The 23,039-nt window shown below is 54.2% G+C and carries 29 protein-coding genes and 1 tRNA gene; 23 read left to right on the top strand and 7 right to left on the bottom strand.

The window, feature by feature from the left end; all coding sequences use genetic code 11:
- Nucleotides 1-134: 134 nt before the first annotated feature.
- Genes QQL54_RS04085 through QQL54_RS04070 form a run of 4 tightly spaced genes read left to right on the top strand, consistent with a single transcriptional unit; the run spans nt 135 to nt 3,112 of the window.
- Nucleotides 135-935, top strand: a complete 801-nt coding sequence (locus tag QQL54_RS04085) for a TIGR03084 family metal-binding protein (protein ID WP_284387844.1) — start codon at nt 135-137, stop codon at nt 933-935.
- Nucleotides 928-2,064 carry an iron-containing alcohol dehydrogenase gene (locus tag QQL54_RS04080; protein WP_284387841.1) on the top strand — a complete coding sequence of 379 codons (1,137 nt, stop codon included), beginning with the start codon at nt 928-930 and terminating at the stop codon, nt 2,062-2,064. The genes QQL54_RS04085 and QQL54_RS04080 overlap by 8 nt, the downstream gene beginning before the upstream one ends.
- Nucleotides 2,061-2,504, top strand: a complete 444-nt coding sequence (locus QQL54_RS04075; protein ID WP_284387838.1) for an acyl-CoA thioesterase — start codon at nt 2,061-2,063, stop codon at nt 2,502-2,504. The genes QQL54_RS04080 and QQL54_RS04075 overlap by 4 nt, the downstream gene beginning before the upstream one ends.
- Complete coding sequence (locus tag QQL54_RS04070) at nt 2,501-3,112, top strand: HD domain-containing protein (RefSeq protein WP_284387835.1); 612 nt, start codon at nt 2,501-2,503, stop codon at nt 3,110-3,112. Before QQL54_RS04075 ends, QQL54_RS04070 begins: the two co-directional genes overlap by 4 nt.
- Before the next feature lie 57 nt (nt 3,113-3,169).
- On the opposite strand, the gene QQL54_RS04065 is transcribed toward QQL54_RS04070, so the two are convergent.
- The 3 genes from QQL54_RS04065 to QQL54_RS04055 all read right to left on the bottom strand — a co-directional run bounded on the left by QQL54_RS04065 (nt 3,170) and on the right by QQL54_RS04055 (nt 5,167).
- Nucleotides 3,170-3,895, bottom strand: coding sequence for a CPBP family intramembrane glutamic endopeptidase (locus tag QQL54_RS04065; RefSeq protein WP_284387833.1), 726 nt, complete (start codon nt 3,893-3,895; stop codon nt 3,170-3,172).
- A complete protein-coding gene (locus tag QQL54_RS04060; RefSeq protein WP_284387831.1) occupies nt 3,895-4,686 on the bottom strand; it encodes a hypothetical protein in 792 nt (263 codons plus the stop codon). Before QQL54_RS04060 ends, QQL54_RS04065 begins: the two co-directional genes overlap by 1 nt.
- 91 nt (nt 4,687-4,777) lie before the next feature.
- Nucleotides 4,778-5,167 (bottom strand): GntR family transcriptional regulator, encoded by a 390-nt coding sequence (locus tag QQL54_RS04055; protein WP_284387829.1) that lies wholly within the window; start codon nt 5,165-5,167, stop codon nt 4,778-4,780.
- Nucleotides 5,168-5,940: 773 nt separating this feature from the next.
- On the opposite strand from QQL54_RS04055, the gene QQL54_RS04050 reads away from it, so the two are divergent.
- The 14 genes from QQL54_RS04050 (at nt 5,941) to QQL54_RS03990 (ending at nt 18,850) form a co-directional block, all read left to right on the top strand.
- Nucleotides 5,941-7,143 carry a tyrosine-type recombinase/integrase gene (locus QQL54_RS04050; RefSeq protein ID WP_284387827.1) on the top strand — a complete coding sequence of 401 codons (1,203 nt, stop codon included), beginning with the start codon at nt 5,941-5,943 and terminating at the stop codon, nt 7,141-7,143.
- Entirely contained in the window at nt 7,140-8,189 is a 1,050-nt protein-coding gene (locus QQL54_RS04045; RefSeq protein ID WP_284387825.1) for a hypothetical protein, read from the top strand. Before QQL54_RS04050 ends, QQL54_RS04045 begins: the two co-directional genes overlap by 4 nt.
- Nucleotides 8,190-8,296: 107 nt before the next feature.
- Nucleotides 8,297-8,506, top strand: coding sequence for a helix-turn-helix transcriptional regulator (locus tag QQL54_RS15460; protein WP_348520672.1), 210 nt, complete (start codon nt 8,297-8,299; stop codon nt 8,504-8,506).
- A 1-nt stretch (nt 8,507) separates the two neighbouring features.
- Complete coding sequence (locus QQL54_RS04040) at nt 8,508-8,879, top strand: winged helix domain-containing protein (protein WP_284387823.1); 372 nt, start codon at nt 8,508-8,510, stop codon at nt 8,877-8,879.
- Nucleotides 8,880-9,181: 302 nt separating this feature from the next.
- Nucleotides 9,182-10,333: a DUF7146 domain-containing protein gene (locus QQL54_RS04035; RefSeq protein WP_284387821.1), complete on the top strand. Its 1,152-nt coding sequence runs from the start codon at nt 9,182-9,184 to the stop codon at nt 10,331-10,333.
- Nucleotides 10,330-11,400, top strand: coding sequence for an AAA family ATPase (locus QQL54_RS04030; protein WP_284387818.1), 1,071 nt, complete (start codon nt 10,330-10,332; stop codon nt 11,398-11,400). The genes QQL54_RS04035 and QQL54_RS04030 overlap by 4 nt, the downstream gene beginning before the upstream one ends.
- A 105-nt stretch (nt 11,401-11,505) precedes the next feature.
- A complete protein-coding gene (locus tag QQL54_RS04025) occupies nt 11,506-11,865 on the top strand; it encodes a hypothetical protein (protein ID WP_284387816.1) in 360 nt (119 codons plus the stop codon).
- A gap of 1 nt (nt 11,866) precedes the next feature.
- The gene (locus QQL54_RS04020; protein WP_284387814.1) at nt 11,867-12,379 is read left to right on the top strand and encodes a hypothetical protein; all 513 of its coding nucleotides are present in this window, start codon (nt 11,867-11,869) and stop codon (nt 12,377-12,379) included.
- Nucleotides 12,380-12,397: 18 nt separating this feature from the next.
- Nucleotides 12,398-12,892: a hypothetical protein gene (locus QQL54_RS04015; protein WP_284387811.1), complete on the top strand. Its 495-nt coding sequence runs from the start codon at nt 12,398-12,400 to the stop codon at nt 12,890-12,892.
- A 182-nt stretch (nt 12,893-13,074) separates the two neighbouring features.
- On the top strand, nt 13,075-14,703 hold the full coding sequence (locus QQL54_RS04010) for a hypothetical protein (RefSeq protein WP_284387809.1): 1,629 nt from the start codon (nt 13,075-13,077) through the stop codon (nt 14,701-14,703).
- Nucleotides 14,700-16,874, top strand: coding sequence for a hypothetical protein (locus QQL54_RS04005; RefSeq protein ID WP_284387807.1), 2,175 nt, complete (start codon nt 14,700-14,702; stop codon nt 16,872-16,874). Before QQL54_RS04010 ends, QQL54_RS04005 begins: the two co-directional genes overlap by 4 nt.
- A gap of 35 nt (nt 16,875-16,909) precedes the next feature.
- The gene (locus QQL54_RS04000) at nt 16,910-17,161 is read left to right on the top strand and encodes a hypothetical protein (protein ID WP_284387806.1); all 252 of its coding nucleotides are present in this window, start codon (nt 16,910-16,912) and stop codon (nt 17,159-17,161) included.
- A gap of 366 nt (nt 17,162-17,527) precedes the next feature.
- Nucleotides 17,528-18,067, top strand: a complete 540-nt coding sequence (locus QQL54_RS03995; RefSeq protein ID WP_284387805.1) for an HGGxSTG domain-containing protein — start codon at nt 17,528-17,530, stop codon at nt 18,065-18,067.
- 159 nt (nt 18,068-18,226) lie between these two features.
- Nucleotides 18,227-18,850, top strand: a complete 624-nt coding sequence (locus QQL54_RS03990; protein WP_284387804.1) for a hypothetical protein — start codon at nt 18,227-18,229, stop codon at nt 18,848-18,850.
- A gap of 239 nt (nt 18,851-19,089) precedes the next feature.
- Here QQL54_RS03990 and QQL54_RS03985 read toward each other — a convergent pair whose 3' ends face one another.
- Complete coding sequence (locus QQL54_RS03985; RefSeq protein WP_284387803.1) at nt 19,090-19,368, bottom strand: helix-turn-helix domain-containing protein; 279 nt, start codon at nt 19,366-19,368, stop codon at nt 19,090-19,092.
- A gap of 164 nt (nt 19,369-19,532) precedes the next feature.
- Here QQL54_RS03985 and QQL54_RS03980 point away from each other — a divergent pair, with 164 nt between their 5' ends.
- From QQL54_RS03980 to QQL54_RS03960, 5 genes are all read left to right on the top strand, one after another.
- Complete coding sequence (locus QQL54_RS03980) at nt 19,533-19,865, top strand: hypothetical protein (protein WP_284387801.1); 333 nt, start codon at nt 19,533-19,535, stop codon at nt 19,863-19,865.
- Between the two features lie 4 nt (nt 19,866-19,869).
- The gene (locus tag QQL54_RS03975; protein WP_284387799.1) at nt 19,870-20,211 is read left to right on the top strand and encodes a hypothetical protein; all 342 of its coding nucleotides are present in this window, start codon (nt 19,870-19,872) and stop codon (nt 20,209-20,211) included.
- Nucleotides 20,211-20,759 (top strand): helix-turn-helix domain-containing protein, encoded by a 549-nt coding sequence (locus tag QQL54_RS03970; RefSeq protein ID WP_284387797.1) that lies wholly within the window; start codon nt 20,211-20,213, stop codon nt 20,757-20,759. The genes QQL54_RS03975 and QQL54_RS03970 overlap by 1 nt, the downstream gene beginning before the upstream one ends.
- Nucleotides 20,756-21,040: a hypothetical protein gene (locus QQL54_RS03965; protein WP_284387795.1), complete on the top strand. Its 285-nt coding sequence runs from the start codon at nt 20,756-20,758 to the stop codon at nt 21,038-21,040. Before QQL54_RS03970 ends, QQL54_RS03965 begins: the two co-directional genes overlap by 4 nt.
- Before the next feature lie 83 nt (nt 21,041-21,123).
- Nucleotides 21,124-21,792 (top strand): SOS response-associated peptidase family protein, encoded by a 669-nt coding sequence (locus QQL54_RS03960; protein WP_284387793.1) that lies wholly within the window; start codon nt 21,124-21,126, stop codon nt 21,790-21,792.
- Here QQL54_RS03960 and QQL54_RS03955 read toward each other — a convergent pair.
- The 3 genes from QQL54_RS03955 to QQL54_RS03945 form a co-directional block, all read right to left on the bottom strand.
- Complete coding sequence (locus QQL54_RS03955; RefSeq protein ID WP_284387791.1) at nt 21,789-22,139, bottom strand: hypothetical protein; 351 nt, start codon at nt 22,137-22,139, stop codon at nt 21,789-21,791. The two genes, QQL54_RS03960 and QQL54_RS03955, sit on opposite strands and share 4 nt — an antisense overlap.
- A 164-nt stretch (nt 22,140-22,303) precedes the next feature.
- Complete coding sequence (locus QQL54_RS03950) at nt 22,304-22,537, bottom strand: hypothetical protein (protein ID WP_284387788.1); 234 nt, start codon at nt 22,535-22,537, stop codon at nt 22,304-22,306.
- A 416-nt stretch (nt 22,538-22,953) separates the two neighbouring features.
- Nucleotides 22,954-23,030, bottom strand: a tRNA-Arg gene (locus tag QQL54_RS03945).
- Nucleotides 23,031-23,039 lie beyond the last annotated feature (9 nt).

Genomic DNA, 23,039 nt, shown 5'->3' with positions numbered 1-23,039 from the left:
GCTATCTTTACAAGAATTGGCTCGAATGTGCGCACGGGCCACAACCAAAACTGTCTCTGTTCGAACCTATCCACATAGCGGATGTGTTCTGCATGGTGATTGACGTCCATCGGACTGCTTGCAACACCCACCTTATGCAAGCCGCCCACGACTTCCGCGAAGAATGCGACGCAATCAACGCTCTGTTATCCAGTCTATCCGACGCAGACTTTAACCGCGAGACGGGGTTCAAAAGCTGGACCATCGGCGAGGTCATCGAGCATTTACACCTGTTCAATATCGCGGCTGACGCGTCTTTGGCAGGGACGACCGCCTTTACAGAGTTCTGCGCTCGGATCCTCCCTGACATGGCGAAGGGACATCGGGCATTGCAGCGCGCTTGGTTTGGCAAGACGCCAGCATCGGAAACCTACCAAGCTTGGCAAGCCCTTTATCCCGATATGGCAGATCATTTTGCCTCCGCTGATCCCGACGCGCGCGTAAGATGGTTCGGGCCGGATATGTCCGTTCGATCCTGCATCATTGCGCGCCAAATGGAACATTGGGCCCATGCACAGGCGATCTATGACGTACTGGGTGTAACCCGAAACACTGGTGACCGATTGAAGAATGTCGCGCATATTGGCGTCACGACCTATTCTTGGAGCTTTCGAGTCAATGGGTTGGAGCCGCCCAAGCCCAAGCCCTACATCCGTCTCACAGCGCCAAGCGGCACGATTTGGGAATGGAACGACATGCAAGCCGACAACCGCATCGATGGATCGGCGGAAAGCTTCTGCCAAGTCGTGACCCAGTGCCGCAATATTGGTGATATGGATATTGACCTCACAACCGTCGGAGACACTGCTGAACAGTGGATGCGCATCGCGCAATGTTTCGCCGGACCGCCAGAGACACCGCCCAATGTCGGGACAAGGAGACGCGCCGATGCATAGTTTCAGAACCGTCTCAGACATTCGCATCGAACCCGGCGGTACAGCCCGGCTAGACGCCCATGTCGCGGGTCTGCCACGCAATAAGCGCATCGCTATCGTTACAGATAAGGGCGTGCGTTCGCTTGGTCTGCTCGATGCTGGGCTCGCCGCCCTGAAGGATGCGGGTTATCAAGTGATGGTCTTTGATGAAGTTGTCGCCGATCCACCTGAAGATGTGGTGATCTCAGGCGCGGAAGCAGTTCAACAATTCGGCGCGGGACTGGTAATCGGTTTTGGCGGTGGATCGCCGATGGATACGGCCAAAATCATCGCGTTCCTCGCCGACAATGAAACCACCCTCCCCGAAATTTACGGTGTCGATGTCGCGCAAGGTCCTCGCTTGCCGCTGCTCCTGATCCCGACCACATCCGGCACCGGCTCCGAAGTGACCAATGTCGCTGTCATCACCACCGGTAAAGGGTCGAAGAATGCCGTGGTCTCCGACCCGCTCTATGCCGACCGGGTCTTACTGGATGCTGATCTGACGCTCGGTCTTCCAGGCCATATTACGGCGGCCACCGGCATCGATGCGATGGTCCATGCGATTGAGGCCTACACCTCCATTCACCGCAAAAATCCAATCAGCGACGCCCTTGGCCTCTCAGCGCTGCGCAAGCTCACCCATGCCATCAGCCGCGCTGTCAACACGCCCGCCGATATTGAGGCACGAGAAGACATGCTGATCGGCGCCATGCTCGCCGGACAAGCGTTCAGCAACGCCCCTGTCGGTGCCGTGCATGGTTTGGCCTATCCGCTGGGTGGGTTTTTCCATGTCCCGCACGGTCTCTCCAACTCGCTGGTCATGGTCGAGGTGATGAAGTTTAACGCACAGGAAGAGCGCGCCAAACGTTGGTACAGCGAAATCGCGCGTGATCTAGGCGTCGGAGACAGTCCGAGCGCCCTGATTGACGAAATCCTCCGCCTACAGGACGAAACGCGCGTTCAGCGCCGCCTTCGCGATGTCAACATCAACGCCGATGCCATCCCGATGATGGCCGACGACGCGATCCTGAAAGACCGGGTACTCCGCAACAATCCACGTAGCATGACCCGCGCCGACATTGTCAAAATCTATGAGACCATCGCGTGACCGGCACTTCTGAAAGGGTGCAGCCCGACACACGCGACGATTACGCATACGTCTTGGAACTACCGACGCGTTGGAATGACAATGATGTTTATGGCCACATCAATAATGCGGTCTATTACGAATATTTCGACACGGTCGTGAATCGCTGGCTCATCGATAATGATCTTCTGACCATCGGTGTAAGTGAAACCATTGGACTCGTTGTGGAAACGGCCTGCGGCTATTTCGCGCCCCTCACCTTTCCCGAGCCCATCACGGCCGGACTACGGGCCTCAAAGGTTGGGAGTAGCTCAGTTCGCTACGAGATCGGCTTGTTCGGCACAGGCGACAAAGCCGCCGCACGCGGTCACTTCGTTCATGTCTATGTCGACGAGAAAACCCGGCGGCCTGTCAAGATTTCTGATAGAATGAAAGAGACACTCAGGGAGATCACACGATGAAGGTCGATATGGACGTCATGGATGACGTAATGAAATTGGACGCAACGACGGAGGGTCAACAAGCCAGTTTCACGCGAATGCAAGACGGCAATCTTGATGATTGGAAGATCATCGGAGCCGCGCACAAACAGGATTTTGGCAATACGGCCGACCGCTTTATCGGCATGTTGCGCCAACTCGAAAATGCCACACTCGGTTTTGCCTGCGACCAACTTCAACATGCGCTGATGTGCGCAACCCTAGCCCGGCGCTCCGGCGCCTCGCCAGAACATATCGTCATCGCGCTGTGCCACGACATTGCTAAGGTCATCAATGTGCCTAACCACGGCCCCATCGCGGCTGAAATGATGCGCCCCTATATCAGCGACGATAGCTATCATGTGATCTACCATCACCAAGCGTTTCAGGGCGAACATTACTATCATTATCTCGGCGCGCCGACCGATCTGCGCAAGCAGTGGAAAGATGAAAGCTGGTATCCGCTGGCCGTTAAACTCGTCGACGAATGGGACGCCCCTGCCTTTGATCCGGACTTTGAAGTCGATAGTTTGGACAGTTTCATTCCACTAATGCGCGAGGTGTTTCATGACAGTCCGAGGGCGGTTTGACGGACGAATTTCCATCCATAATTTGTTCGGTGCTGGAAAGAACTGTTGTTCAAAGCCCTAAATTTTGTCCCACATTGAAATCGTATTTAGGAGACAATGAACAATGATTAGCGGCCACAGATTCCGGCCGGTGGCAACATATATAATACCAAAAACGAGTCCGATGATACCAACCACCATCGCACCCGACAAGCCATGGCTCGGAGAGTGCCGGTAGCCAAAAACAGCGGCTTGGGCGATTACTGCAAATATGATCGAGAAGGGAATTTTAGACAGAAGTGATTCAAATCGGTTCAGCGAAAACCCACGATCCTGAAGTTCCTCAAAAAATGACTCAAGCCAAATTATAAGAATTACGCCAAAATACATCAGCAAACTCGGTCCCGCATCTGGAAACCGGGAACCGCTATCCATCTCTGTTTCGACTGACGCGATTCCTCCAATCTCAGGCGTCGACACCGGGAAGAGTAGATCGCTCAGGAAACCCTCATAGACCATGATCGAACCGAGTGTCGCGACAAACGCCCCAGCGGCTATGATAAGAACTCTTTTGTAACTGTCCGGCTTAACAAGACCCATGCTTTTCCAAGATTGCCCGCGAAAATAGAGGAGTGCTGTCGCAACGCTCAGCGTCGCGACAGAATTAACCATCGCATTTCCCCAAAAATTAAGGCTCGGGAAATATAGAGTTCGGATAAAAAACATCACCGAGAGAAAAATAATTATGTCAACCAACGCCGCCATTGGACTTATAGTTGGCAGAGCGCCTTTATTCGAAGTCATTATAGTTGACCTTTTTGGTAAACGCTGAAGTCCATGTTTTCGATTTTAGACCGGCGCATCACTTCACCTAGCCCAAAAATTATGACGGCTTGGAAATAAAGACTGAGAACAAGCGGTTCATACTCGTCCCAGCCATTTTGATTGATTGCTTCAGCTACAACCAAATGAAGGCTCAGCATGACGCTAGCGAATACGAATACTCTAAAGAGCGTTTCAATCGATTTTTTTTGATCTTTATAAGCCTGATACGGGCCGAACTTTTTACCTCGAAAGTAATTCAAACCGACAGCAATCATGATAAAATTAATTACCGTCACGCCGACCACGGTCACATAAGTTTGCCAATCCCAGGCTGTCGTAAGCCCCTTGTTGTAAAGGTAATATGTAAGCCAACCGATGAATGCGAGAGCAGCAGTCGCTATGTAAGTGGGCGGTATAAAGTCGAGGATCTTACGGGGACGTAAATCAGCTTTTCGGGTTGGCAAGATTCCAGAACCACGGATGTTTCTATGCCAATTTTGTGTTGTGACCGCATGAAGAATATAGGGAATAGACTGCAACACGAAGAATAACACTACAAAGACAATGTGGCCATTCTCCTTCGTCCGGCTGGGCGCATAGCCCGTTATCAACATCGCCGTGAGAAGAAGGAGCCCACATGTCCCAATTGTCAAACTCAACCAATAATGATTACGGAACCGCTCGCGGAGCCTTTTTCCCGGATAGGCGTATTTCGAGTTCTCGTAGAGTTTCGGATAGTCAGAGGGAGGACAGGTTTCAAGAATATGCATTGACTGATCACACATCTTCTTTGAGTAAATCATCGAAATTAAAATGACCTGGCATAGAAAGACGGTAAAAAATATTAGGTTAATCATTATACTATTGACCTTTTGGGCCTTGCCCATTCATCACAAGCGCAAAAGCGTTGCGGATTTCGGAATCAGTTAAATTGACGTTCTTGAGCGTTTGTATCGCACGAGTGAGGTCTGCCACGGCTCGCTCTTGGAGGTTTATTGTGCAATTCGCCTTGGCATTCGGATGCACGAATGTGCCGCGATGTCCTTTAGTTTGAATAATTTGGTCGCGCTCCAACAGCCTGTAAGCTTTAGCGACCGTTTTACTGTTTATCTCAAGGTCGCTGGAAAGCTGGCGGATTGAGGGCAGCGCAGAGCCGGGCAAACAGTGGCCAGCGCTTACCGCCTGTTTGATCTGCTCCATCACTTGCGTAAACAATGGCACGTCATCATCAATGTTGATTTCTATTTCCATGACTACGCAACTTATATGTACCCTTTGATGTAGGGGTACAATAGGAACATGTATTCTGCAAGCCTATTTTTCGCTCGGCTATTGACCCTTGCAATCCATGCAGATGAGAGTTCCTTAATTGATGCGTAAGCCAATTCAGGATCGCCGAAAGCCACTGAAATATGTGACACTGTCTTCACCCGAATCTACTTACAAAAATCTATCGGCTAGATTCCGTCAGCACTTCCGACATAAAGACTGTTGTCGTAATCGATGAAGGCTCCGAGACTGTTACGTTCGGTATCATTGTCGTCACGGTCTAAAACATGGCCTTCTTGCCTGTTCTGTGACCTCGCATCTCGCCCTCGTGGCCCGCCAGCCTACTCAAACTGCGCACGATTGCCCTAGTCTGGTCTTGAGGCCACAGGCCGACAAATGCCTTTGACAAACCGCGTCTGAAGACTCCAGTCCTTACCTGAAATAGACTATAGACGGTCCTCAGCGTTTTGGGACCGTAAGAGGCATGTAGCAAGCGGGACGGGTAGAGACACTGCGTTAGGCAAACGAAGTAGTCTCGACAAAATTCAATGCAAAACGGCAGTATGTAAAAAGAGAAACCGCACCTGACATGCGTCTAACTACAGTCCAACGGCGTTTTATGTTGTCCGGTTAATCACCCACATTTCTAGTTACCACGGGGCTTTGTGTCCGATGTTATCCGTGCTAGTCCTATAGTAACCAGACCTTGCGCTAGGCACGGCGCTAGGCACGGTTCACGCTCTGGCAGGCACGATATGGCAGGACTAGAAAAATTCACAGCTAAGGGCGTGAAGGCGCTTAAAGGGACCGGGCGTCATAGCGACGGTGGCGGCTTATACCTACGCATTCAAAAGGGCGGGCGTAAATCTTGGCTGTTTATGTGGAAGCGTCATGGTCGCCAGCGTGAAATCGGGCTTGGCTCATTTCAGCTTGTGTCCCTAAAGGCTGCGCGGACGAAGGCGCAGACAGCGCGAGACGCGCTCGCAATGGGTCTTGACCCGCGAGAAGCGCTTAAGCCTGCGGAGGGCGTCACTTTTTTGAAAGCTGCGCAAGCGTGTATGGCTTCGCGGCAGCTAGACACGATGAACCCCGCAACCAAACAAAAATGGGAGCGGACAGCACTAAAACGCTGCAAGCATCTACACAGCCGAGACGTGTCGAATATCGGTCGTGAAGACATTTTGCGCGTCCTAAAACCAATATGGTCGAAGACCCCCGAAACGGCTCGCATTGCCCGGTCACACCTCGAAATCATATTCGACTATGCCGAAGGGCGCGGATGGCGAGAGGGAACAAACCCGGCAAAATGGCGGGGCGGGCTTGAACCAATCCTGCCCAAACACGACCGCAAGAGCGTAAAGCATCATCCAGCAATGGACTATGACGCCCTGCCCGCATTCATGGTCGAGCTTCGCGAACAAGAGGCGCTTTCGGCCCGTGCATTGGAACTTCTAATTCTCACAGCCACCCGGACGACAGAAACCCGCGCTTGCGTTGCGTCGGAATTTGACCTGCCTAACCAGATATGGGCAATTCCCGGCGCTCGTATGAAAATGGACGAAGACCATGTCATACCCCTATCACGCAGGGCCGTAGACATAGTCGAGCCGCTGTTAGCAGATTGCGGCCCTAACGGTTTTTTATTCCCCGGTCATAAGCCCGGCAAACCCTTGTCCAATATGGCGATGGCGCAACTGTTGAGACGGATGGGGCAAACCAGCATTACCGTCCACGGATTCCGCTCAACGTTTAGAGATTTCGCTGGCGACCGGACAAACTACGCAAAAGAGGTTGCCGAGGCCGCATTGTCTCACAGTGTCGGCTCCGTTGTGGAACGATCCTATAGGCGTAAGAGGGCTCTAGAGAAGCGCCGGGCGCTCATGGAAGATTGGGCAAGGTTTGTTTCAGGTGAAACAGCAAATGTGATTGACCTAGCCGCGAGGACACAATCCAGATGAGCGGTGGTAATAGGAAAAACAGAATTGGCTTTCTGCTTAGAAGGAAATTCCCCTTTCACTATCCCGCTTATGAGTATGAAGGGGCTTTACCGGAAACGGTTACTCCAAAATTAGTCAAAATTGCGAAGATACGAGAAACATTGTTCCCGAAAGGTCTAAGGGAGGAATCTAGAACAGCAAAGCCTCAAGATGACGAAGCCGCCTCTCAATATACGGCGGAAGTGCGTCGGTTAGAGGAACTTACTGATGATGAAGTTTGGGAGCTTTCCGCCGCTGAGAGCGTGAAGCTTCAAGAGGAATATGACTCCACTCTTTGGTTCAATCGCACGATTTATAAGCCCGATTTTGAACACTGGGCGCAAAAAGGTTCTTGGCGGATAGATGAAGCTTGCTTGCTCTCAATCAACCGCGACCCAGACCGTATAAAAGTCACTGATTTAGAAAACGAGAGAACGAAATCTTCCACCGCGAAAACATTTTTCAGGCGACGAGATATAGCCGTTCGGGCGGTCCAAAACGGCCAGCTTACAGCAGTCCCGGTGACTTCAGAATTCATCGCTTGGTCTAACAGGATGAATTGGAGCCTGCCTTTAGAAATGCAAGAGGCGGTTGAGTCGCTAGGTTACGTGATTGCGGATTGGCACTCTCTCTATCGAGACCTTCAAGATAGATATGATTGCGCGGTCACTCAGATACGAAATGAGCAGAAGGGGGAAGTTAATAAGCTTTTGGAGCAGATTGATCAACTCCGATCCGAGCAGAGTAAAGCCGCTCAGGTTGACGGTGACAGGGAAGTCCGCGAAGCCAATCCACTTCACCATAATACAAAGGCGGCTCTTCTCAAGATTATCTACATTCTAACTCGCAAAGGGGACTATCAATTCGAGCGAAGGACGAAGGTCGATCCCACCGCGAAAAACGAAGACCTCTCAGTAGCTAACGCAATTACGAGTGACCTTTTACGTCTAGGCGTCAGTATAAATCCCCGCACGGTTCAGACATATCTCGTAGAGGCCGAAGAAAGCGTTAGCGATCAACTCGCGTAAATCATGAGCTAATTTCGTAACCTACGAAATCAATTTCGCAAGCTACCCAATCGGAAAACGAACTCCATCAAACAGCATCCATCGACAACCGTCATGGAGCTACGACAATGGACAACACGTCCTTTCCTGAAACTGGCCTAGTGAGGCTTTCCCAAATACTCGCCCCTGCTGGCCCTATCCCTGTGTCTAAATCGACATGGTGGGACGGCGTTAAATCAGGCCGCTTCCCAAAGCCGCAAAAGCTTGGCCCTAGAACGACCGTCTGGAAAGTGGCCGATATTCGTGCGCTGTATGAATCCCCTGCCGAGGCCGCTTAAGATGGCTGCGCAGGTCAAAGCCCGCTTGCAGACATTCCAGCGCGCGGACGGTTCAACACTCACAGTCACAGCCAGACGTGAGAATGAAACCTTGGTTCACCTTATCGCAAATGGTGAGTTGGGCATTTCATCTCTTACCCATCCCGGTTTGCGGTTATCTCATTATGTTTTCATGCTGCGCACAAAATACGGTGTGCCTATCCATATGGAGAAGGTTGCGCAGCCGGGCGGTGTTGGTTGGTATGGCCGTTACACGCTTCGAGAGCGGATCAAACTGCGACCTACTGAAAAGACGAAACCGACCACGGGGCAAACCGGGTCGGCTTCAAATCCAAATACCAAGCTGGCAGGCGATGGGGGTTCGGATGAATAGCCCTTACCAACAAGGCCCGTCAAAATCAACCAGCGAACCGGGTTCGTCTGCCTGTAATCCACTGGACCGGAACGCCTACCTAGAAGTGTCACCATATGACACTGATAGAGGCGAAAAAGTGGGGGTTAACCCCACCTCACTTTCTAAGCGGGAAATTCTGGACCTAGGACACCCGCCAAGCCCTATCAAAGCCATACGGGCCAAGTGCCTCGACTGTTGCGGCAGTGTGATTAGCGAAGTTCGCAAATGCACGGCGCTTGATTGCGCCTTGTGGCCGCTTCGCATGGGTAAGAACGTTTATCATGCTCGCGCCACCCGGTCGAAAGGGGGCAATGATGCATAATCCAACCCTAGACTTTAACCGAGATGCAGCCGCCGCCTATGCCCGGTTTGGGACTATCGGAATGGTCACATTCGATCCGGTTCCAGACCATGAATGCGAGGCGCACGTTCGCGAAGCCTGCCAACTGTTAGGCGGAACGATGCACGGCGTTATTGCCCGCGTTCCATCGCCAGATAAGAGCCGGGCTAATCGGTCAACGGTCATCATGCCGAATCCTGGCTTGCAATATGGGATCGGCGTTCACTGCCATAACGACCCCGGCGCGTCCCTCGCGTTCAAGCAGGATATTGCGGCCCGTTTGCACTGGTCTAACGCCTCACCACAGCGAGAGGCGCGCCTAAGTCGGCCTGCCCCTCGCTCAACGCCAAAGCCTGCCCATAAGGTTGCAGGCGAGGCCGACAGGGAGGCGCGAGCCAATGCGCGGTGCAAATCCTTATGGAGAGAGACGCTGGCGACAGGTGAGCCGCTTAGAGCTTATCTACACGGGGCGCGGGGCTTGTCCGCTGCAAGTCTACTGGACGGACTAAGCCATGACATTCGGTTCCACCCTGCCTTGCCCTTTTGGGAGCAAGAAGGCGTGAAGTCGGACGGCAAGCCTAAATGGGTCCAACGCTTCACCTCACCTGCCATGATGGCCCGTGTGGTCGATTGCGTAACGGGTAAGTCGATCGGGCTCCATACAACCTACCTCACACCGGACGGGCGCAAGAACCCAAACGCTGGCGATAGGGTCCGCAAGATGCGCGGCAAGGTTAAGGGCGGAACGGTCGCGCTGGCAGGTCCAGACGGGAACGGATTGCTTGCGGTCGCCGAAGGGATTGAAAGCGCCCTGTCTCTCCAAGAGTTGATGGGCTTCCCCTGTCACGCCGCCTTATCAGCTGACGGCATTGCCAACTGGACGCCACCGACCGGGACGAAAGCCGTCTTGATCGCCCATGACGACGATGCAGGGGGGCAGGGCCAGAAGGCCGCTGCGGACCTGACAGCCCGCTTGTGCGCCCTTGGCATATCATCCCGACCCTATCCGCCCGCCGCTGCAAACCCGGCCTTTGTCGGCTGCAATGATTGGAACGATGCCCTTTTGGGTCAGCGCACGAAAGGCGCAACATGACAGATACAAACCTAGATCCATTAGAGAGCGTTCCAACAAATCCAGACTATGACGGAGCGGTCACAGTAATGCCCGGCGTGGAATTAGAGGATGGTGTTGCGTTTAAGCAGCCGACCAATATCGGCGAGCTTATGGCGACGAAATTCCCGCCGCTGCGCTGGGTTGTTCCCGACTTAATCCCAGAAGGCTTAACCCTACTGGCAGGCCCGCCAAAAATAGGCAAATCGTGGCTTACATTCGATTTAGCGCTAGCGGTTGCAACAGGCGGCGAATGCCTTGGGAAAGATGTTCGCAGGGGGAGCGTCCTCTTACTCGCGCTTGAGGACAATGGGCGGCGCATTCAAGATCGAATGCAAAAAGTCCTGCCTTACCATGATCAACAGAATTGGGATTCGATAGGCGAAAATCTTCAAATCTATGACACAGGTTCTTGGAACTCCATGCACCGAATTGATAGCGGCGCTATGAAGGTTTTTGAGGCTTGGCGTCATGCAGCCGACAACCCGCGCCTAGTCATTGTTGACGTGCTGCAAAAAATCCGCCCGCCCGCAAGGTCGCAGCAAAGCGAATATGACGCCGTTTACAAGGCGATGCATGAGCTACACAGATGGGCTTCCCTTTATCGCATTAGCGTTATCGTCATCCATCACACGAAGAAAGGCGGTTCAACCACCTCAGACCCATTTGAAGCTGTGAGCGGCACAATGGGCTTAACCGCGTCCGCAGACACAACGGTAATTTTATCGCACGATCCAAGCGGCGACTTTGACGGTGTGTTCTATGGGCGTGGCCGCGACCTTCCCGAATTTGAAGAACCGCTCACATTTAGCGGGAGCGTCTGGACCCATATCACAGGGACCGATGCGCTCCGCCTGTCAGAAGAACGACGGCAGGTTGTCGATGTCATCGCAGCTGGGCCGCAATCAGGCGTCGGAGCCCAAGACATAGCCGACCAACTCAGCAAGAGCCGCAATGCCGTGGACGTTCTGCTTACGAAAATGACCAAAGCCAATGAAGTGCGCCGGATCGGGAGGGGAGTTTATGCCTTACCTAAAGAAACCCAGTAAGAACGGTAAGAACGGTAAGAAAGTAGATAAGGTTAGAGGGAGTTTCTTACCCATCTTACCGTTCTTATCGGTTCCTATAGAGCGCGTGAAGATTGGCGGTGCATCATGAACCGCCTCACCTACTGCTATTTGCAGACACGCGACTTGATGGACAGCTTTCTAGCCCCGCCCGCGCAGACCCGAACGCCAACGGTCCAGAACGTCCCGCCGTTGGTATGGGATAACGTGCTTTCGTTCCGCCCGTCTGAGTTGGAAGCGATGGACCCGGACACGATTGCTCACATTGACCGAGTGAGCTTGAACCACGGTGAAGCCTTAGCGCTATCGCGTGGCCTGCCCGCTGTTTCGGATCGGGGCGAGTTGCGAATGGCGCTCACAGCACTTGAAGCCGACACGCTGGCACACCGGGCTAAGGTCATCATGGCTTTGACGCACAGTGCGGGCCTTGAAGACGGGGGGCGCTGATATGAACCGCGTCTACACACCGTTTCTTATTCAAATCGACTTGCGCGCGAACCTTGAGGATTGCCCGGACGTTATCGCGCTTATCAAGCGAAAGCTGTTGCGCAGCGCTTTTGACGGCAAAGACGGGGCGATGCGTCTCACCTTCGTTAAAGAGGAAGCTGGAACCGCTCATTCCATCATGGAAAAATATCGCGCAATTTGGGAGCATCCAGACGTGACGAACATGCGTGTTCTCAGCACAAACCCGAACAACGCGTCTAGCTCAGGGCCGGGCGATCCAGTTGGCGTCAAGCTGGAAAGCATGTGGCTCAAAAACGGGAAGCGGCGCAAAGCCGAGAATATGGCGAATGCCGACAGGGCGCTGGTCAAACAGATGAAGGGCGCAGGCGGTCAACCTATCATGGGTAGCCGCCGTGGACGCAAAGCGTCTGCAAAGCCGAATAAGAACGAGCTTCATAGGCAGGCTAATAACCTATTCGCCACGGCTGGCAAGCAATCCAATTCCGACACGTAATCACGAAAGAAAAAGACCATGAAACTCCCAACCTACAATTTTCGTGACGCACGGCTGGCCTACCTGTCTGCGGCGCGTCTCAAGCGATTACTTCCCGAAAGAATAAAAACCCCTTTCGTGTATCATTGCGACAACGGATTAGGCGCGATGTTCGTCACACCCGTTCCGGGCGGCGTATCTCTCGAATATATTTTGAGTGATAAAAATGGGGAGCATTCGATTTTCACAGGATTGCAATGGGCGAAGGGATCGCGCCCCGCCTTTGATTGCCCCCGTTGCGAGCGTCCGGCCCGCCGCATGTTCATCCACCCTTATGGTTGCGCCGTTTGTTTTAAGCTCGACCGAAGAATTCGAGAGGCGATATTAGCCGCTGCGATTAAACCAGAAACGCCAGAACGCCGGGCGTTTCGTTTGCGTCACAGCCTTATGTCTCAAGACGAGCTTGACGCGGAAATAGCGGCGACAATGGACGCCCTGACGAACGGCACGCCAGACAACGAAACTAAACATTAAAATGGTAAAATCACTTTCATTGCATACGGTATTTGTATACCGTTATTTCAGGCTAATGACGGGCAAACCCCGGCGACTTGGAACACAGAACATACGATTTCATCCCCCGCCCCGCGTAACGTCATTAGCCCCGACTCGCCCCGTGTGAGCGGGGGGTGAAAACTAAAAAGGCAGGGCTAGCCATGAACACAGTAATTGACCCGATGCGCGCATTCATGACGGGCTCGCAAATAGGCGGGCAAATTCACGACCGACGACAGGCGCGTGAGGCTGCGAGGCTTGAAAAGCAAAGGCAGATTGAGCTTGCGCAGATTCTAAGCGGTTCAACGGCCAATGACCCGGCCCGGTCCAAAGTGATTGCTAGTCAGTTTGGTTTCGATAATTCGCAGGGTGGGAGCGCCCTTTCCGCATTAGGCGCACCTGACGCACAAGGAGTCACGACCATGCCGAGCCGCAAAAGCGGGGATAACCCACTAGCGGCCATGGGCGCGCCTTCAAGCCAGCCCTTTGATCGCGGTAATTTAGAGGCCGCGCGCAACAAGGCGCTTGAGTGGGGTGAAGTAAAAACAGCCCAGCAATTCCATCAAGCTATCAGTCAACTGGACGCAGCCGATAAGGCGAAGGCGAAAGAGGTAACAGAGAAATGGACCCGCACCGTCGCCGCCGTTGCCGCACAACCTATTGAGCAACAGCCCGCCTTGATCCGCCATTACGCGCCTCAGTTCAATATCCCGCCGGAACAAATTGAGGAATATGCGTCAAATCCTTATCTCTTAAAGCCGTTGATGGCGCAAAATGATGAGATGATGAAAGCCTTTGCTGAGAACGCGAGGGACTTCACGCTATCAGACGGACAAGAGCGGTTTACGGGTAGCGGCGAAATGGTCGCACAAAACGCGCCCGATCCTATGAGCCTTTCTCCCGGCAGTGTGATGGTTGATCCAACCAACGGAAACCGGATTGCAGAAGGCAACACGCCTGCCGCCCTTGATCCGCGCGTCTTAGGCCAAAAGGACCGAGGGTTAGACCTTGAAGCGCAGCGCGTCGAACAGGCCAGACAGGCCGCGAGCGCCGGGCCAAAACGCAGCCTAAACGCCGTTCCCTTGCAGGGGCCGGACGGGTTCTCGCTGGGACAAGTCACAAGCGACGGCCAGCTAATTCCGGTTCAATCGCCAGACGGCTATGCACCTATGGACCCATTCGCTCGCAAGTATGACGAAGCGCGCGGCGGGGCGATGGGCCGAGGTTCCGCAGACGCGGCAAGCGGATTAGCTGCTATGGAACGCAAGATTGGCGCATTCAGGGATAAGAGCCGGTTCCTAAAGGACACGATTAGTCGAGCGATCGAGCAGTCTAGCGGTGGTAACACCGGGCCGATAATGGGCCGAAACCCATTTGCGACGAACTTGTCGGCAACACTCGAAACCATCAAGGGCAACCTTGGCTTTGATGGGTTGCAGGAAATGCGCGACAATAGCCCGACAGGCGGCGCATTAGGGAACGTCTCAGACAGGGAGATTAAGACCCTGCAAAGCCTATATGGCAGCCTTGAGCGCTCGCAAAGCCAACAGCAATTAGACGCGAATTTGCAGCGCCTTTATCAGCACCTTGACGGGCAGGAAGCCCGGTTGCGCCAAGCCTATGAGCAAGACGCGCAACGAGCTCAAGGTGGCAGCGGCCCGCTATCCTATCTCGACAATGGCGGCGGCAATCAATCGGGCGCGTCCGATTACATGCAAAGCCAAGGCTGGAACAATGACCTTGAGAGAGAGCTAGCGTCTCTTGAAGCCGAGTTAGGGGGCGCACGATGAACCCGGTATTACCCGCCCCGGTCCAAGTCGCTGACAGCGCCGGAATAACCTCACTGGCCCCGGTCCAGACCCCTATGGACGCAGGGCAATCTTTCCAGTCGCCTATGGGTCTTATCGACCCTATGGCCGAAAAACGCGCCCGTCTGGACACGCTGCGCAAGATGAAACGGCTTGATGAGTTGCGACAAATGAAGCGAGCTAGTGAGCTTATGCAGCAAGAAACCCGCGAAGAGAGCGCTTTAGACGAAGCGACCGATCCGAACGCTCGCAAGCCCGGCATGTTCAACGACGCACGAGGGCAAGAGCTACAGCCCGGTTTGATGGGTATGGTTCAGCGCTTATCTGATAACCCGGTCGCTGATTGGGTGCAAGAACGGGTCGGAAGCGTCCAGAGCGGCCCCATAAGGGGCTTAAGCGCCCTTGATGACCTTGCGGGCCATTCGCGGACTACTGCGACCATACAGAGCGCACAGCGCGGCGCGAGCTTAGGCTTTAACGATGAGATTGAGAGCGGTGTTAGCGCAATGCTACCCGGCGCACCGTCTTACAGCGAAAGCATGGGCGATTTTTCAGATGCGCAGAGCCGCAACACAGCGCAACACCCCGTCGCCTCGCTTGCTGGCGAAGTCGCGGGCGGCATGGCGACAGGCGGCACCGGACTAACACGCGCGGGAGCCGCCACGGGTTTCCGGGGCGCTGTGAAACAAGGCGCAGCAACAGGCGCGGCCTATGGTGGCGCTTATGGCGTTGGCACGGGTGAAGGCGAGATGTCGAACCGATTGCAAAGCGGTGTTGTCGGCACAGTCGCGGGTGGCCTTGGCGGCGCAGTATTGCAGCCCATGACGCGCGCACTCAGTCAAGGTATTGCCCGGATCGCGTCTACCGGAAAAGCATCAAAGGCGGATCGATTGATAATTGCACAAATTCGCAAGGCGAACGGCGTAGATCATAACGACGCGCTGACAATGATTAGAGATGTTGACCCATCAGACCCGCAATTGGCCTTTCAGAAGCTTGGCTTAGAGAATTGGGCGCAGGGAGCCGAGGGCGCACAAACTGGCCACGCTCGCATATTCTTGGACGCTGTGACTAAGCAGCAACGCCAGCAACAAGCCCGCATTAGTGAAGGCGTCAAGCGTATCATCGAAGCGGATGATTTCACGTCCCTAAGCAACGACGCAGCCGAAACGCTACGCCGTGAGGGAACGCAGCTTTATGAGGCCGTGTTGGGTGAGCCGATCCAAAAAACCCCGACCCTTGAGCGTCTGTTGCAACGCCCGTCCATGCGCGCCGCTATGAAGAAAGCGCGCAGGATGGCCGCTGATTCCGGTGATGACCCTTGGAACGAAACACTCGCCAGTTATCAGGTTGCCAAAGAGGCGCTAGATGACCTTGTTTCGGCAAGGTTCCGGCAAGGCAAAGGGAGCGAAGCGCGCGCCGTTGATCGCCTGCGCCAAGAGCTATTGAGCGAGCTAGACGCGCAAGTGCCAGGGTATGCAAAAGCACGCGCCGTCTGGTCTGGAACGAAGGCGAACCAAGCCGCTTTGGAGTATGGCCGCAATGCGCTTAAATTGCGTGCAGAAGACGTATCCAAAACGACCGCAAACTATTCCAAGTCGGAACGCCAGCACCTATTGGCCGGGCTTTTGCAAGGTGTTGATGACAGACTGAAAAAGGCGAGCCTTAGTCACGATGCGACGACCCGCTTTAATGCCGAGGGTTTGAGAGACGTATTCAGAACCGTTTTAACCGATGAACAGTCCGCGCGCATTGTTTCGCTACTCGATAAGGAAAGCGCTATGACCGCGAGCGGTAGGCGTGTTCTAGGCTCAATGGGCTCGCAGACGCAGCCTCGGCAAAAAAATGTTGAAGACGTTCGCAGGGCGGCAAGCGCCCCCGTTGGCCGCGCCGTCTCTTTCGCAGCTGAGAACCTAGCCACACCGCAAGAAAGCGCAAAGCGCTATATCCGAACCCTTGGCGGTATGGCCCGGCGAGAAAATCCGGCAGTCATTGAGGCGCTTTCCCTACGTCTTGCAGGAACACCGCAAGAGTTAGCAGATGCTATGTCGAACCTATCGCCAGCGTCTCAAAAACGTGCCTACCAGCTTGCCAAAGCGCTAGAGTCTCGGTCTGGTATTGCAGCAGGGGTAATGGCCCCTAACGGCACATGACTTGAACCAATTAGCGGCACAGGCCATTAAGGAGCATGTCTTATGCTCTTGCCGTGCTGTTTTTCATCTTGTGGCTTATAGTGCGCCTTGCATCCAAAAGGCGGGCTGAAATGATCGATAGCCTTCTAAGGCTGCATGACGATCCAGAAAAGCTAACAGAAACCGTCGAATATCTTAATCAACGCAAAAACATATGGCAGGTTAAAATCCTCGCTTCCCCCTTGTGGCGTCGGCCCTTCGGATGGATTTACCCTGCCCCGTGGATGGACGCCGACTTTGATCTATAGCGAATGGATATAGACCGCCCCCATTACGAGAGAGGCAAAGCGACTTCATCAAATGTTGAATAATGTTGAACCTAGGGCCGCTTCGCATGGGGTAAGACTGCGGAAAGATTGCTAGGTGAATGTTGGTTTACGCGAAGGACCTAATCCGCCCGGCCATGACAGCGAGCGCCTAGCCCTAAGACCGCCCTAATGCGGTCGCCCCTGCCCTATGACAGCACGCCCATCGCTGTAAGGGTTTCGGGACCACTACGCGCGCCTTGTGCGTGGTTTGAGAGCGGGAAAGCAGGTTGAAAAAACTTTAGTTTCCAGTGCGACTTGCCCAGCCCGTATTTTTGCTTTGAGCGCCGCGATATGGTATGAATCGGCGTGTCTATCGAGCCCTATAACTCCGATCCGCTCACCATCCCGCAAATCCCCAACGTGGCTGTCCCGCCGTCCTTTTGGGATGACCTGATAGCCTACCGCTCGCCTAGTATGGTGCAACTCACCTTGCAGGACCGGGATCGGATCAATAGGCTCACATTCGATAAGGCAGCCGAGATATTCGCCAGCGACCTAACGACCACTCGAATTGAAACGCGCGGGCTCGCCTTCGCCCTGCGCAAAGCTGGGGAGCGGGCTAAGAGCTATAAACGCTACTATGTCGATTGCGCTGTATGGGATCGCGACCACAGCAAGGCGACGAAACGCCGGGTTCCCTGTGGCGCTCGCAAAAAGGACGGCGCTCAATGCCGGGCTATGAGTGAGCCGGGCCGGAACCGTTGCCGCTTCCACGGTGGCCGTTCGACAGGACCGCGCACAGTGGAAGGGATGCGCAAAGCGTTGTCCTGTTTGCCGCAATATAGAAACGACCCGGAACGCCTTGAAGCGAAGCTATCGGAATGGTCTGAAAAGTTGGCCGCATAAATGGCGTGCAAGGGATTGCGTTTTGAGAGCGGAAAAGCCTGCTAAGGTTTGCTATCGTTTTGGAAGGCTTAGAGCCACTTTTAGGACAATGGGGGCGCTATGAGAGCCTTGACCACAGAACACCGCAGGATAACCGTTAGGAGCGTCTTAGAGGGCGGTTTGACGGCAAAGGGTGCATCTGCGGTCATGCGCTGGGAAGATGGTAGCAGCGTTAGGCTTGAGGCGGGCTCCGATTGCCTCTTAGTCCAATATGCGACGGGGTCGAATGAAGACCGGGAAACGCATTGCGACCGGATCGAGCTTCACTTGTCGCCTTGCCACTTTGGCGGACACCGCCTCTATCTGGTCTGCCCATCCTGCCGGAAACCAAGAGTGTCTATTTATGGGTCTGCCCCATTCGCTTGCCGTGAATGCTATGATTTAGCTTATGCGTCTGAGACCACGCGCGGTCCTTTTCGCCTTTACGACACAGGGCAGAAAATAGCGCACAAACTGGCCGGGCGCTTTGTTACGTTAGACGAACCGTTCCCGGATCGACCCAAAGGAATGCACCGCAAAACCTATGAGGCGAAGCGCGCTAAATGGAAGCGTATGACCAACCCGGCTAGATCCATTTACGAGGGGCAATGGTCGGATGAAATGCTGAAAGAGGCCGGGGCGCGATACCGGGCGAACTTTGACCGTCAAGACGAACGCAGCCGCGCGAATGTGAGCGCCTATCTGGAACGCTACTGGCAGGACAAGCCGACGCCAGCGAACGGGTTAAATCGCCCGGCTCTTTAAGCTCTTAATACAGCGTAAGAACAGCGGTGATAATACACCGAAGAAAACACCGAAGCCGCCTGCTGATAAAACAGCACAAGAACAGCACAGCGCCCGGCCTTTTTCTGACAGCCCGTTACCCTGTTAATACAGCGTAAGAACAGCGTAGCAGTTCACTGATATAACAGTGGCAGAACAGTGAAGAAGATGCCTGTTTTAACAGGCATGGAACAGGCGCAGACCCTAAAACCCCTTAAGGTTTATCGGAAGTCATTACGCGGGCCGCAATCGCTTAGATTCCCGATCAAGCGAACACCGGGCCTGCCCCCGTTGATAAATTCGACGCCAGCGGCTTCTAACGCCGCTCGAATTGCATCGCGTGTGCCGTCCCTGACAGACCCACCATTTTCAAACTTGCGCAGTGTCCGTGGGGCAACCTCATCGGTGCTATCCGCAAGCTCTTGCGCCGTCCACCCGACTAGCGCTCGCGCGGCCTTGCAAAGCGATGGAGTGAAATCGGAATCTGAAAGTCTAGCCATAGCGGTCTTTAGAACGTGCATATTATTTACACAAGGGGTCTTGTTTTCACATGCCTAATAGTGCATATAGTATGCACGTTAGGGGTTGCTCTAACAGAGTTGGACCGGGTGACAGTCGCCAAACACACCACCCGGCCCGCTAACCCGATGAAAGGCTAGACCCGATGAATAACACGACTCCATCCCCGGCAAGCAATAGCGAAGTTGTTTCGCGTTACGGACGCCGGGCAATCATGTGGCGCGCGCATGGGTTCATGAAACGCCCGTTAAGGGGCATTGTGACCTTCGCGGACGCCCTACGCGCCGCATGGGCTTCGTTCCGCTCGCAAATCGACCGAGAGCGTCAAGCGCAAGTCCGTCGCGCCAGACAGCGGGCTATGATGGCAAAATATCGCCAGCCCCGCACCGCGTCCCTCTTGGATCGCAACCCGCGCCCGGCACACCTCGCATGGGGCAAGGGTTCCGAGCGTTACCTTCACACTCAGATGGGAGCGTAAGGCCATGACCGATCCGACACCTCAAAACCATGACGCCGGGCCGATCTATATCCGAGCCATAGGCGAGCCGTTCCTATCGTTCCTGACAGCGCCGACAGGCCGTATTATCGCGACTTATTGGGCAACCCACGCCAGACGCGAAAAGCACGGAACCGCGCTCACCTATGACGAGCGCGAAGCTATCGAAACGCGAGAGCGCGAGGCGATGGCGTCAATGCACTACGATGATGATGCGCGCCTTGATTGGCTCTTAGATCAATGCACCGAAACACTCACACTCACCACCTTGCAAGCCTACACACGACCTTGGTTTGCGCAGTCAAAACCAGACGGGAAGGCCGCATAATGACCAAAGCAACAAACCAAATCAGGGCGAAGCGCGAACGGCGCGGCCTATCCCTTGCGGAGCTTTCCGTAATGACCGGGATTATCGAACAGACCCTACAGGGCTTGGAAGACGGGACAATGCCTTATAACCAGACACAGTTAGAAGCGATTGCCGTTTCAATGGAGTGTGAACCCGGACATTTGCTTGCACCCCTCGCCACTCCGTTTGCTAATCAAATGGCGGAATGGATCGACTATCATGCGGCCATGGAAAAGGCGCGGGAAGCCAACCCAAATTGGCTAGAAGACCTAGGCGCTGACCCGGTGCAGACGAAGGCCGCAGAAAGGGAAGATCAAGCGCGTTTCGATGCATTGGCGACGCCAGCGGCAACCGTGGCGGATTTGCTGGACAAGATGCGCCTCTATCTCGACTCGACAAATCCAGATGACGGAGACCACCCGCGACATAGCGAGGCGATGGAATCGCTACAATCCGACTTAGACGCTATTTGGCCCGGACAAATCCCGAATTACGATAGGCAATTCGATATTGAGAAAGCCGCATGACAGACGCGCCGGAACGTCACAGCGACAGGCAGGCGCGGGAAGCGAGCGAAGTCTTAGCCGAGATTGTTGAAGCGGGCGGCGTTGTGAATGTCCGCTTTGATAAGACCGGGGGCGCACGGTTGGCTATTCGGTTTGACACAATCGGCGGACCCCATGCCGTGCGTCTATTCATCGCCTATAGGACCGCGAGAGAGCTTCGCCCGGACGCGTTGCGAGCCGCAGCAATAAGGATGGTTCGTGATGAACTAGAGCGGCCCATAACCGTAAATACGGTTGAATAACGGTTATGTCGTCCCTCACGAAGACTAAGGTTTTACCAAGGCAAGCATTGACGACATAACTTTCAGACTGTCACGTGATTCCCATGTGCAACCTTTACGAACACCGCGTCTCAATCTCCGAAGCGAGCGAAACCTTGCGCCAAATCGGCCTTGAACTCGACGCCAAGAGCCGAGCGCGCAATTATGAGCCCGACTATACGGGCGCGGATAGTGACGGCCCTGTCATCCTATCAGACGGCAATACGGCTTCGGTCGAGACGATGCGATGGGGGTTCCCCGGCATTCCGCCTAAAGATGAAAAGAAACGCCCGAAGCCGATAACTAACATTCGCAACCTCAATAGCGGTTGGTGGAAGAACGTGAACGGTGAATTTCTGCGAGAACCTGAGTTTCGTTGCTTAGTGCCGTTCCATCGCTTCGCAGAGCCGGACAAGGTGAATGGCGGAAACGCGTGGTTCCGCACAACCGTAGCCGAGCCCTCATTTTTCGCGGGCATATGGCGACCGTGGGAGGGCGAGCGGTTGAAGTCCGTGGAAGGCAGAAAGCGCCGCCAGTGGCTTCCCGATGACTGGCGACTCTACGCATTCATGACGACAGAACCGAATGAGGTTGTCGCGCCGATCCATCCTAAAGCCATGCCTGTTATTCTCACAGACCCCGACGAATGCGCTGAATGGTTGAGCGGGGGAGCGGACAGCCTGCGATTGCAGCGCCCTTATCCAGCCGACCAGATGGAGTTGATGGAGCGCTAACGCTTGGCGCGCCTAATACGCTCACGACGCCAAACCTCTTTACGGTCGAAAGTCTCGGACGCCATGCCTGCTGAGAATGGCTCCGGCTTGTCCGCCGGATCGATGACAAGTAACCTCACTGTCCCACCACACTTGCGCCCGGCCAGCGCGCGGGTTCTCGACTTTGCGCACCTCGCTTTGCTCTCAAATTCGTCAAGGTAGAGGTGGCTAATGTCTTTCCCTGAAGCGGGATGCTTCAGCTCATGTGGATAGCGAACGAACCGGGCGAAACCGCACGAATTACAGGTCAATTCCAACCGCTCACCACTGTTCAGATCAGATAGCTGTAATGTGCTTTTGTAGGTCATAGCGCTCTCCGTATCGCATTGCTCCGGGAGCCCGCCGGGAACACTTAATGACGGAACGAAAGTAGAACGGTCAAGGGGATGAAATGAGATCAAGTCCAAGACTAACCAACATGGCAATTACTAAGGCTAAGACGATCCAGCCGAGCCAGCCATTACGGCGCTGATTATTTCGAGGTATGCGGGACAGGGACAATCTCAATTCCGTCTATGAAAAACTTACCATTTGGCGTCCATGCCGAGACAGGGGCATGTTTGCGAATCATGTCGTAAAGGTCGCGACTAACCTCAATCGACCGGACAACAAGAAGATCCAAGTCACTTAGATTTTTTGAGAATTTCTCGACGTTATTCCGAAACCCGCAATAGGCTTCATATTCCAAATCTTCCAAGTGACCCATGATTGGCTCCCACCTTCTAGCGGCCTATCTTAGTAGCGTTTCAGAGTCGAGATTATGAAAGTCGAGAGCAATCCATCTTCCCGAAAATACGGGAAGAATACGGGATGCTAACACCGCACATATCGCTCACAAAGGAATAGCGGAATAGCGGCCCTGTAGAGTCTCAAACCCTGACTATTCGGACACCGTAAGCCAAGGCAAGCGAGAGGGGTTTTCCGCCACTGTAAAAAGGGAGCCCATGTGGACTCCAGAAACGCGGGCTTGATGGAATTATCTTGCCACAGCGAAGCGACAAGGCTTTACTTTTCGGACACCGTAAAAGACGACAAGCGATCGAGACGGCTAGGCACTAGGCTAGGCACACTATAGGCGCTGCCCAAAACCATAAGTAAATTCAACGGGTTGTGGAGTGTGTTTGGCGCACCTGACAGGATTCGAACCTGTGACCTCTGCCTTCGGAGGGCAGCGCTCTATCCAGCTGAGCTACAGGTGCCGGTGAGCG

The sequence above is a fragment of the Algimonas ampicilliniresistens genome (assembly GCF_030159955.1).
GTDB lineage: Bacteria > Pseudomonadota > Alphaproteobacteria > Caulobacterales > Maricaulaceae > Litorimonas > Litorimonas ampicilliniresistens.
The sequence above is the reverse complement of the archived record's forward strand: the minus strand, read 5'-3'. Positions and strand labels throughout refer to the sequence as shown.

Bases quoted from the DNA above. Each gene is read 5' to 3' on its own strand.
- QQL54_RS04085 (WP_284387844.1), top strand. From the start codon at position 135: ATGCAAGCCGCCCACGACTTCCGCGAAGAATGCGACGCAATCAACGCT.
- QQL54_RS04080 (WP_284387841.1), top strand. From the start codon at position 928: ATGCATAGTTTCAGAACCGTCTCAGACATTCGCATCGAACCCGGCGGT.
- QQL54_RS04070 (WP_284387835.1), top strand. From the start codon at position 2,501: ATGAAGGTCGATATGGACGTCATGGATGACGTAATGAAATTGGACGCA.
- QQL54_RS04065 (WP_284387833.1), bottom strand. From the start codon at position 3,895: ATGACTTCGAATAAAGGCGCTCTGCCAACTATAAGTCCAATGGCGGCG.
- QQL54_RS04060 (WP_284387831.1), bottom strand. From the start codon at position 4,686: ATGCATATTCTTGAAACCTGTCCTCCCTCTGACTATCCGAAACTCTAC.
- QQL54_RS04055 (WP_284387829.1), bottom strand. From the start codon at position 5,167: ATGGAAATAGAAATCAACATTGATGATGACGTGCCATTGTTTACGCAA.
- QQL54_RS04050 (WP_284387827.1), top strand. From the start codon at position 5,941: ATGGCAGGACTAGAAAAATTCACAGCTAAGGGCGTGAAGGCGCTTAAA.
- QQL54_RS04045 (WP_284387825.1), top strand. From the start codon at position 7,140: ATGAGCGGTGGTAATAGGAAAAACAGAATTGGCTTTCTGCTTAGAAGG.
- QQL54_RS15460 (WP_348520672.1), top strand. From the start codon at position 8,297: ATGGACAACACGTCCTTTCCTGAAACTGGCCTAGTGAGGCTTTCCCAA.
- QQL54_RS04040 (WP_284387823.1), top strand. From the start codon at position 8,508: ATGGCTGCGCAGGTCAAAGCCCGCTTGCAGACATTCCAGCGCGCGGAC.
- QQL54_RS04035 (WP_284387821.1), top strand. From the start codon at position 9,182: ATGCTCGCGCCACCCGGTCGAAAGGGGGCAATGATGCATAATCCAACC.
- QQL54_RS04030 (WP_284387818.1), top strand. From the start codon at position 10,330: ATGACAGATACAAACCTAGATCCATTAGAGAGCGTTCCAACAAATCCA.
- QQL54_RS04025 (WP_284387816.1), top strand. From the start codon at position 11,506: ATGAACCGCCTCACCTACTGCTATTTGCAGACACGCGACTTGATGGAC.
- QQL54_RS04020 (WP_284387814.1), top strand. From the start codon at position 11,867: ATGAACCGCGTCTACACACCGTTTCTTATTCAAATCGACTTGCGCGCG.
- QQL54_RS04015 (WP_284387811.1), top strand. From the start codon at position 12,398: ATGAAACTCCCAACCTACAATTTTCGTGACGCACGGCTGGCCTACCTG.
- QQL54_RS04010 (WP_284387809.1), top strand. From the start codon at position 13,075: ATGAACACAGTAATTGACCCGATGCGCGCATTCATGACGGGCTCGCAA.
- QQL54_RS04005 (WP_284387807.1), top strand. From the start codon at position 14,700: ATGAACCCGGTATTACCCGCCCCGGTCCAAGTCGCTGACAGCGCCGGA.
- QQL54_RS04000 (WP_284387806.1), top strand. From the start codon at position 16,910: ATGTCTTATGCTCTTGCCGTGCTGTTTTTCATCTTGTGGCTTATAGTG.
- QQL54_RS03985 (WP_284387803.1), bottom strand. From the start codon at position 19,368: ATGGCTAGACTTTCAGATTCCGATTTCACTCCATCGCTTTGCAAGGCC.
- QQL54_RS03980 (WP_284387801.1), top strand. From the start codon at position 19,533: ATGAATAACACGACTCCATCCCCGGCAAGCAATAGCGAAGTTGTTTCG.
- QQL54_RS03975 (WP_284387799.1), top strand. From the start codon at position 19,870: ATGACCGATCCGACACCTCAAAACCATGACGCCGGGCCGATCTATATC.
- QQL54_RS03970 (WP_284387797.1), top strand. From the start codon at position 20,211: ATGACCAAAGCAACAAACCAAATCAGGGCGAAGCGCGAACGGCGCGGC.
- QQL54_RS03965 (WP_284387795.1), top strand. From the start codon at position 20,756: ATGACAGACGCGCCGGAACGTCACAGCGACAGGCAGGCGCGGGAAGCG.
- QQL54_RS03960 (WP_284387793.1), top strand. From the start codon at position 21,124: ATGTGCAACCTTTACGAACACCGCGTCTCAATCTCCGAAGCGAGCGAA.
- QQL54_RS03955 (WP_284387791.1), bottom strand. From the start codon at position 22,139: ATGACCTACAAAAGCACATTACAGCTATCTGATCTGAACAGTGGTGAG.
- QQL54_RS03950 (WP_284387788.1), bottom strand. From the start codon at position 22,537: ATGGGTCACTTGGAAGATTTGGAATATGAAGCCTATTGCGGGTTTCGG.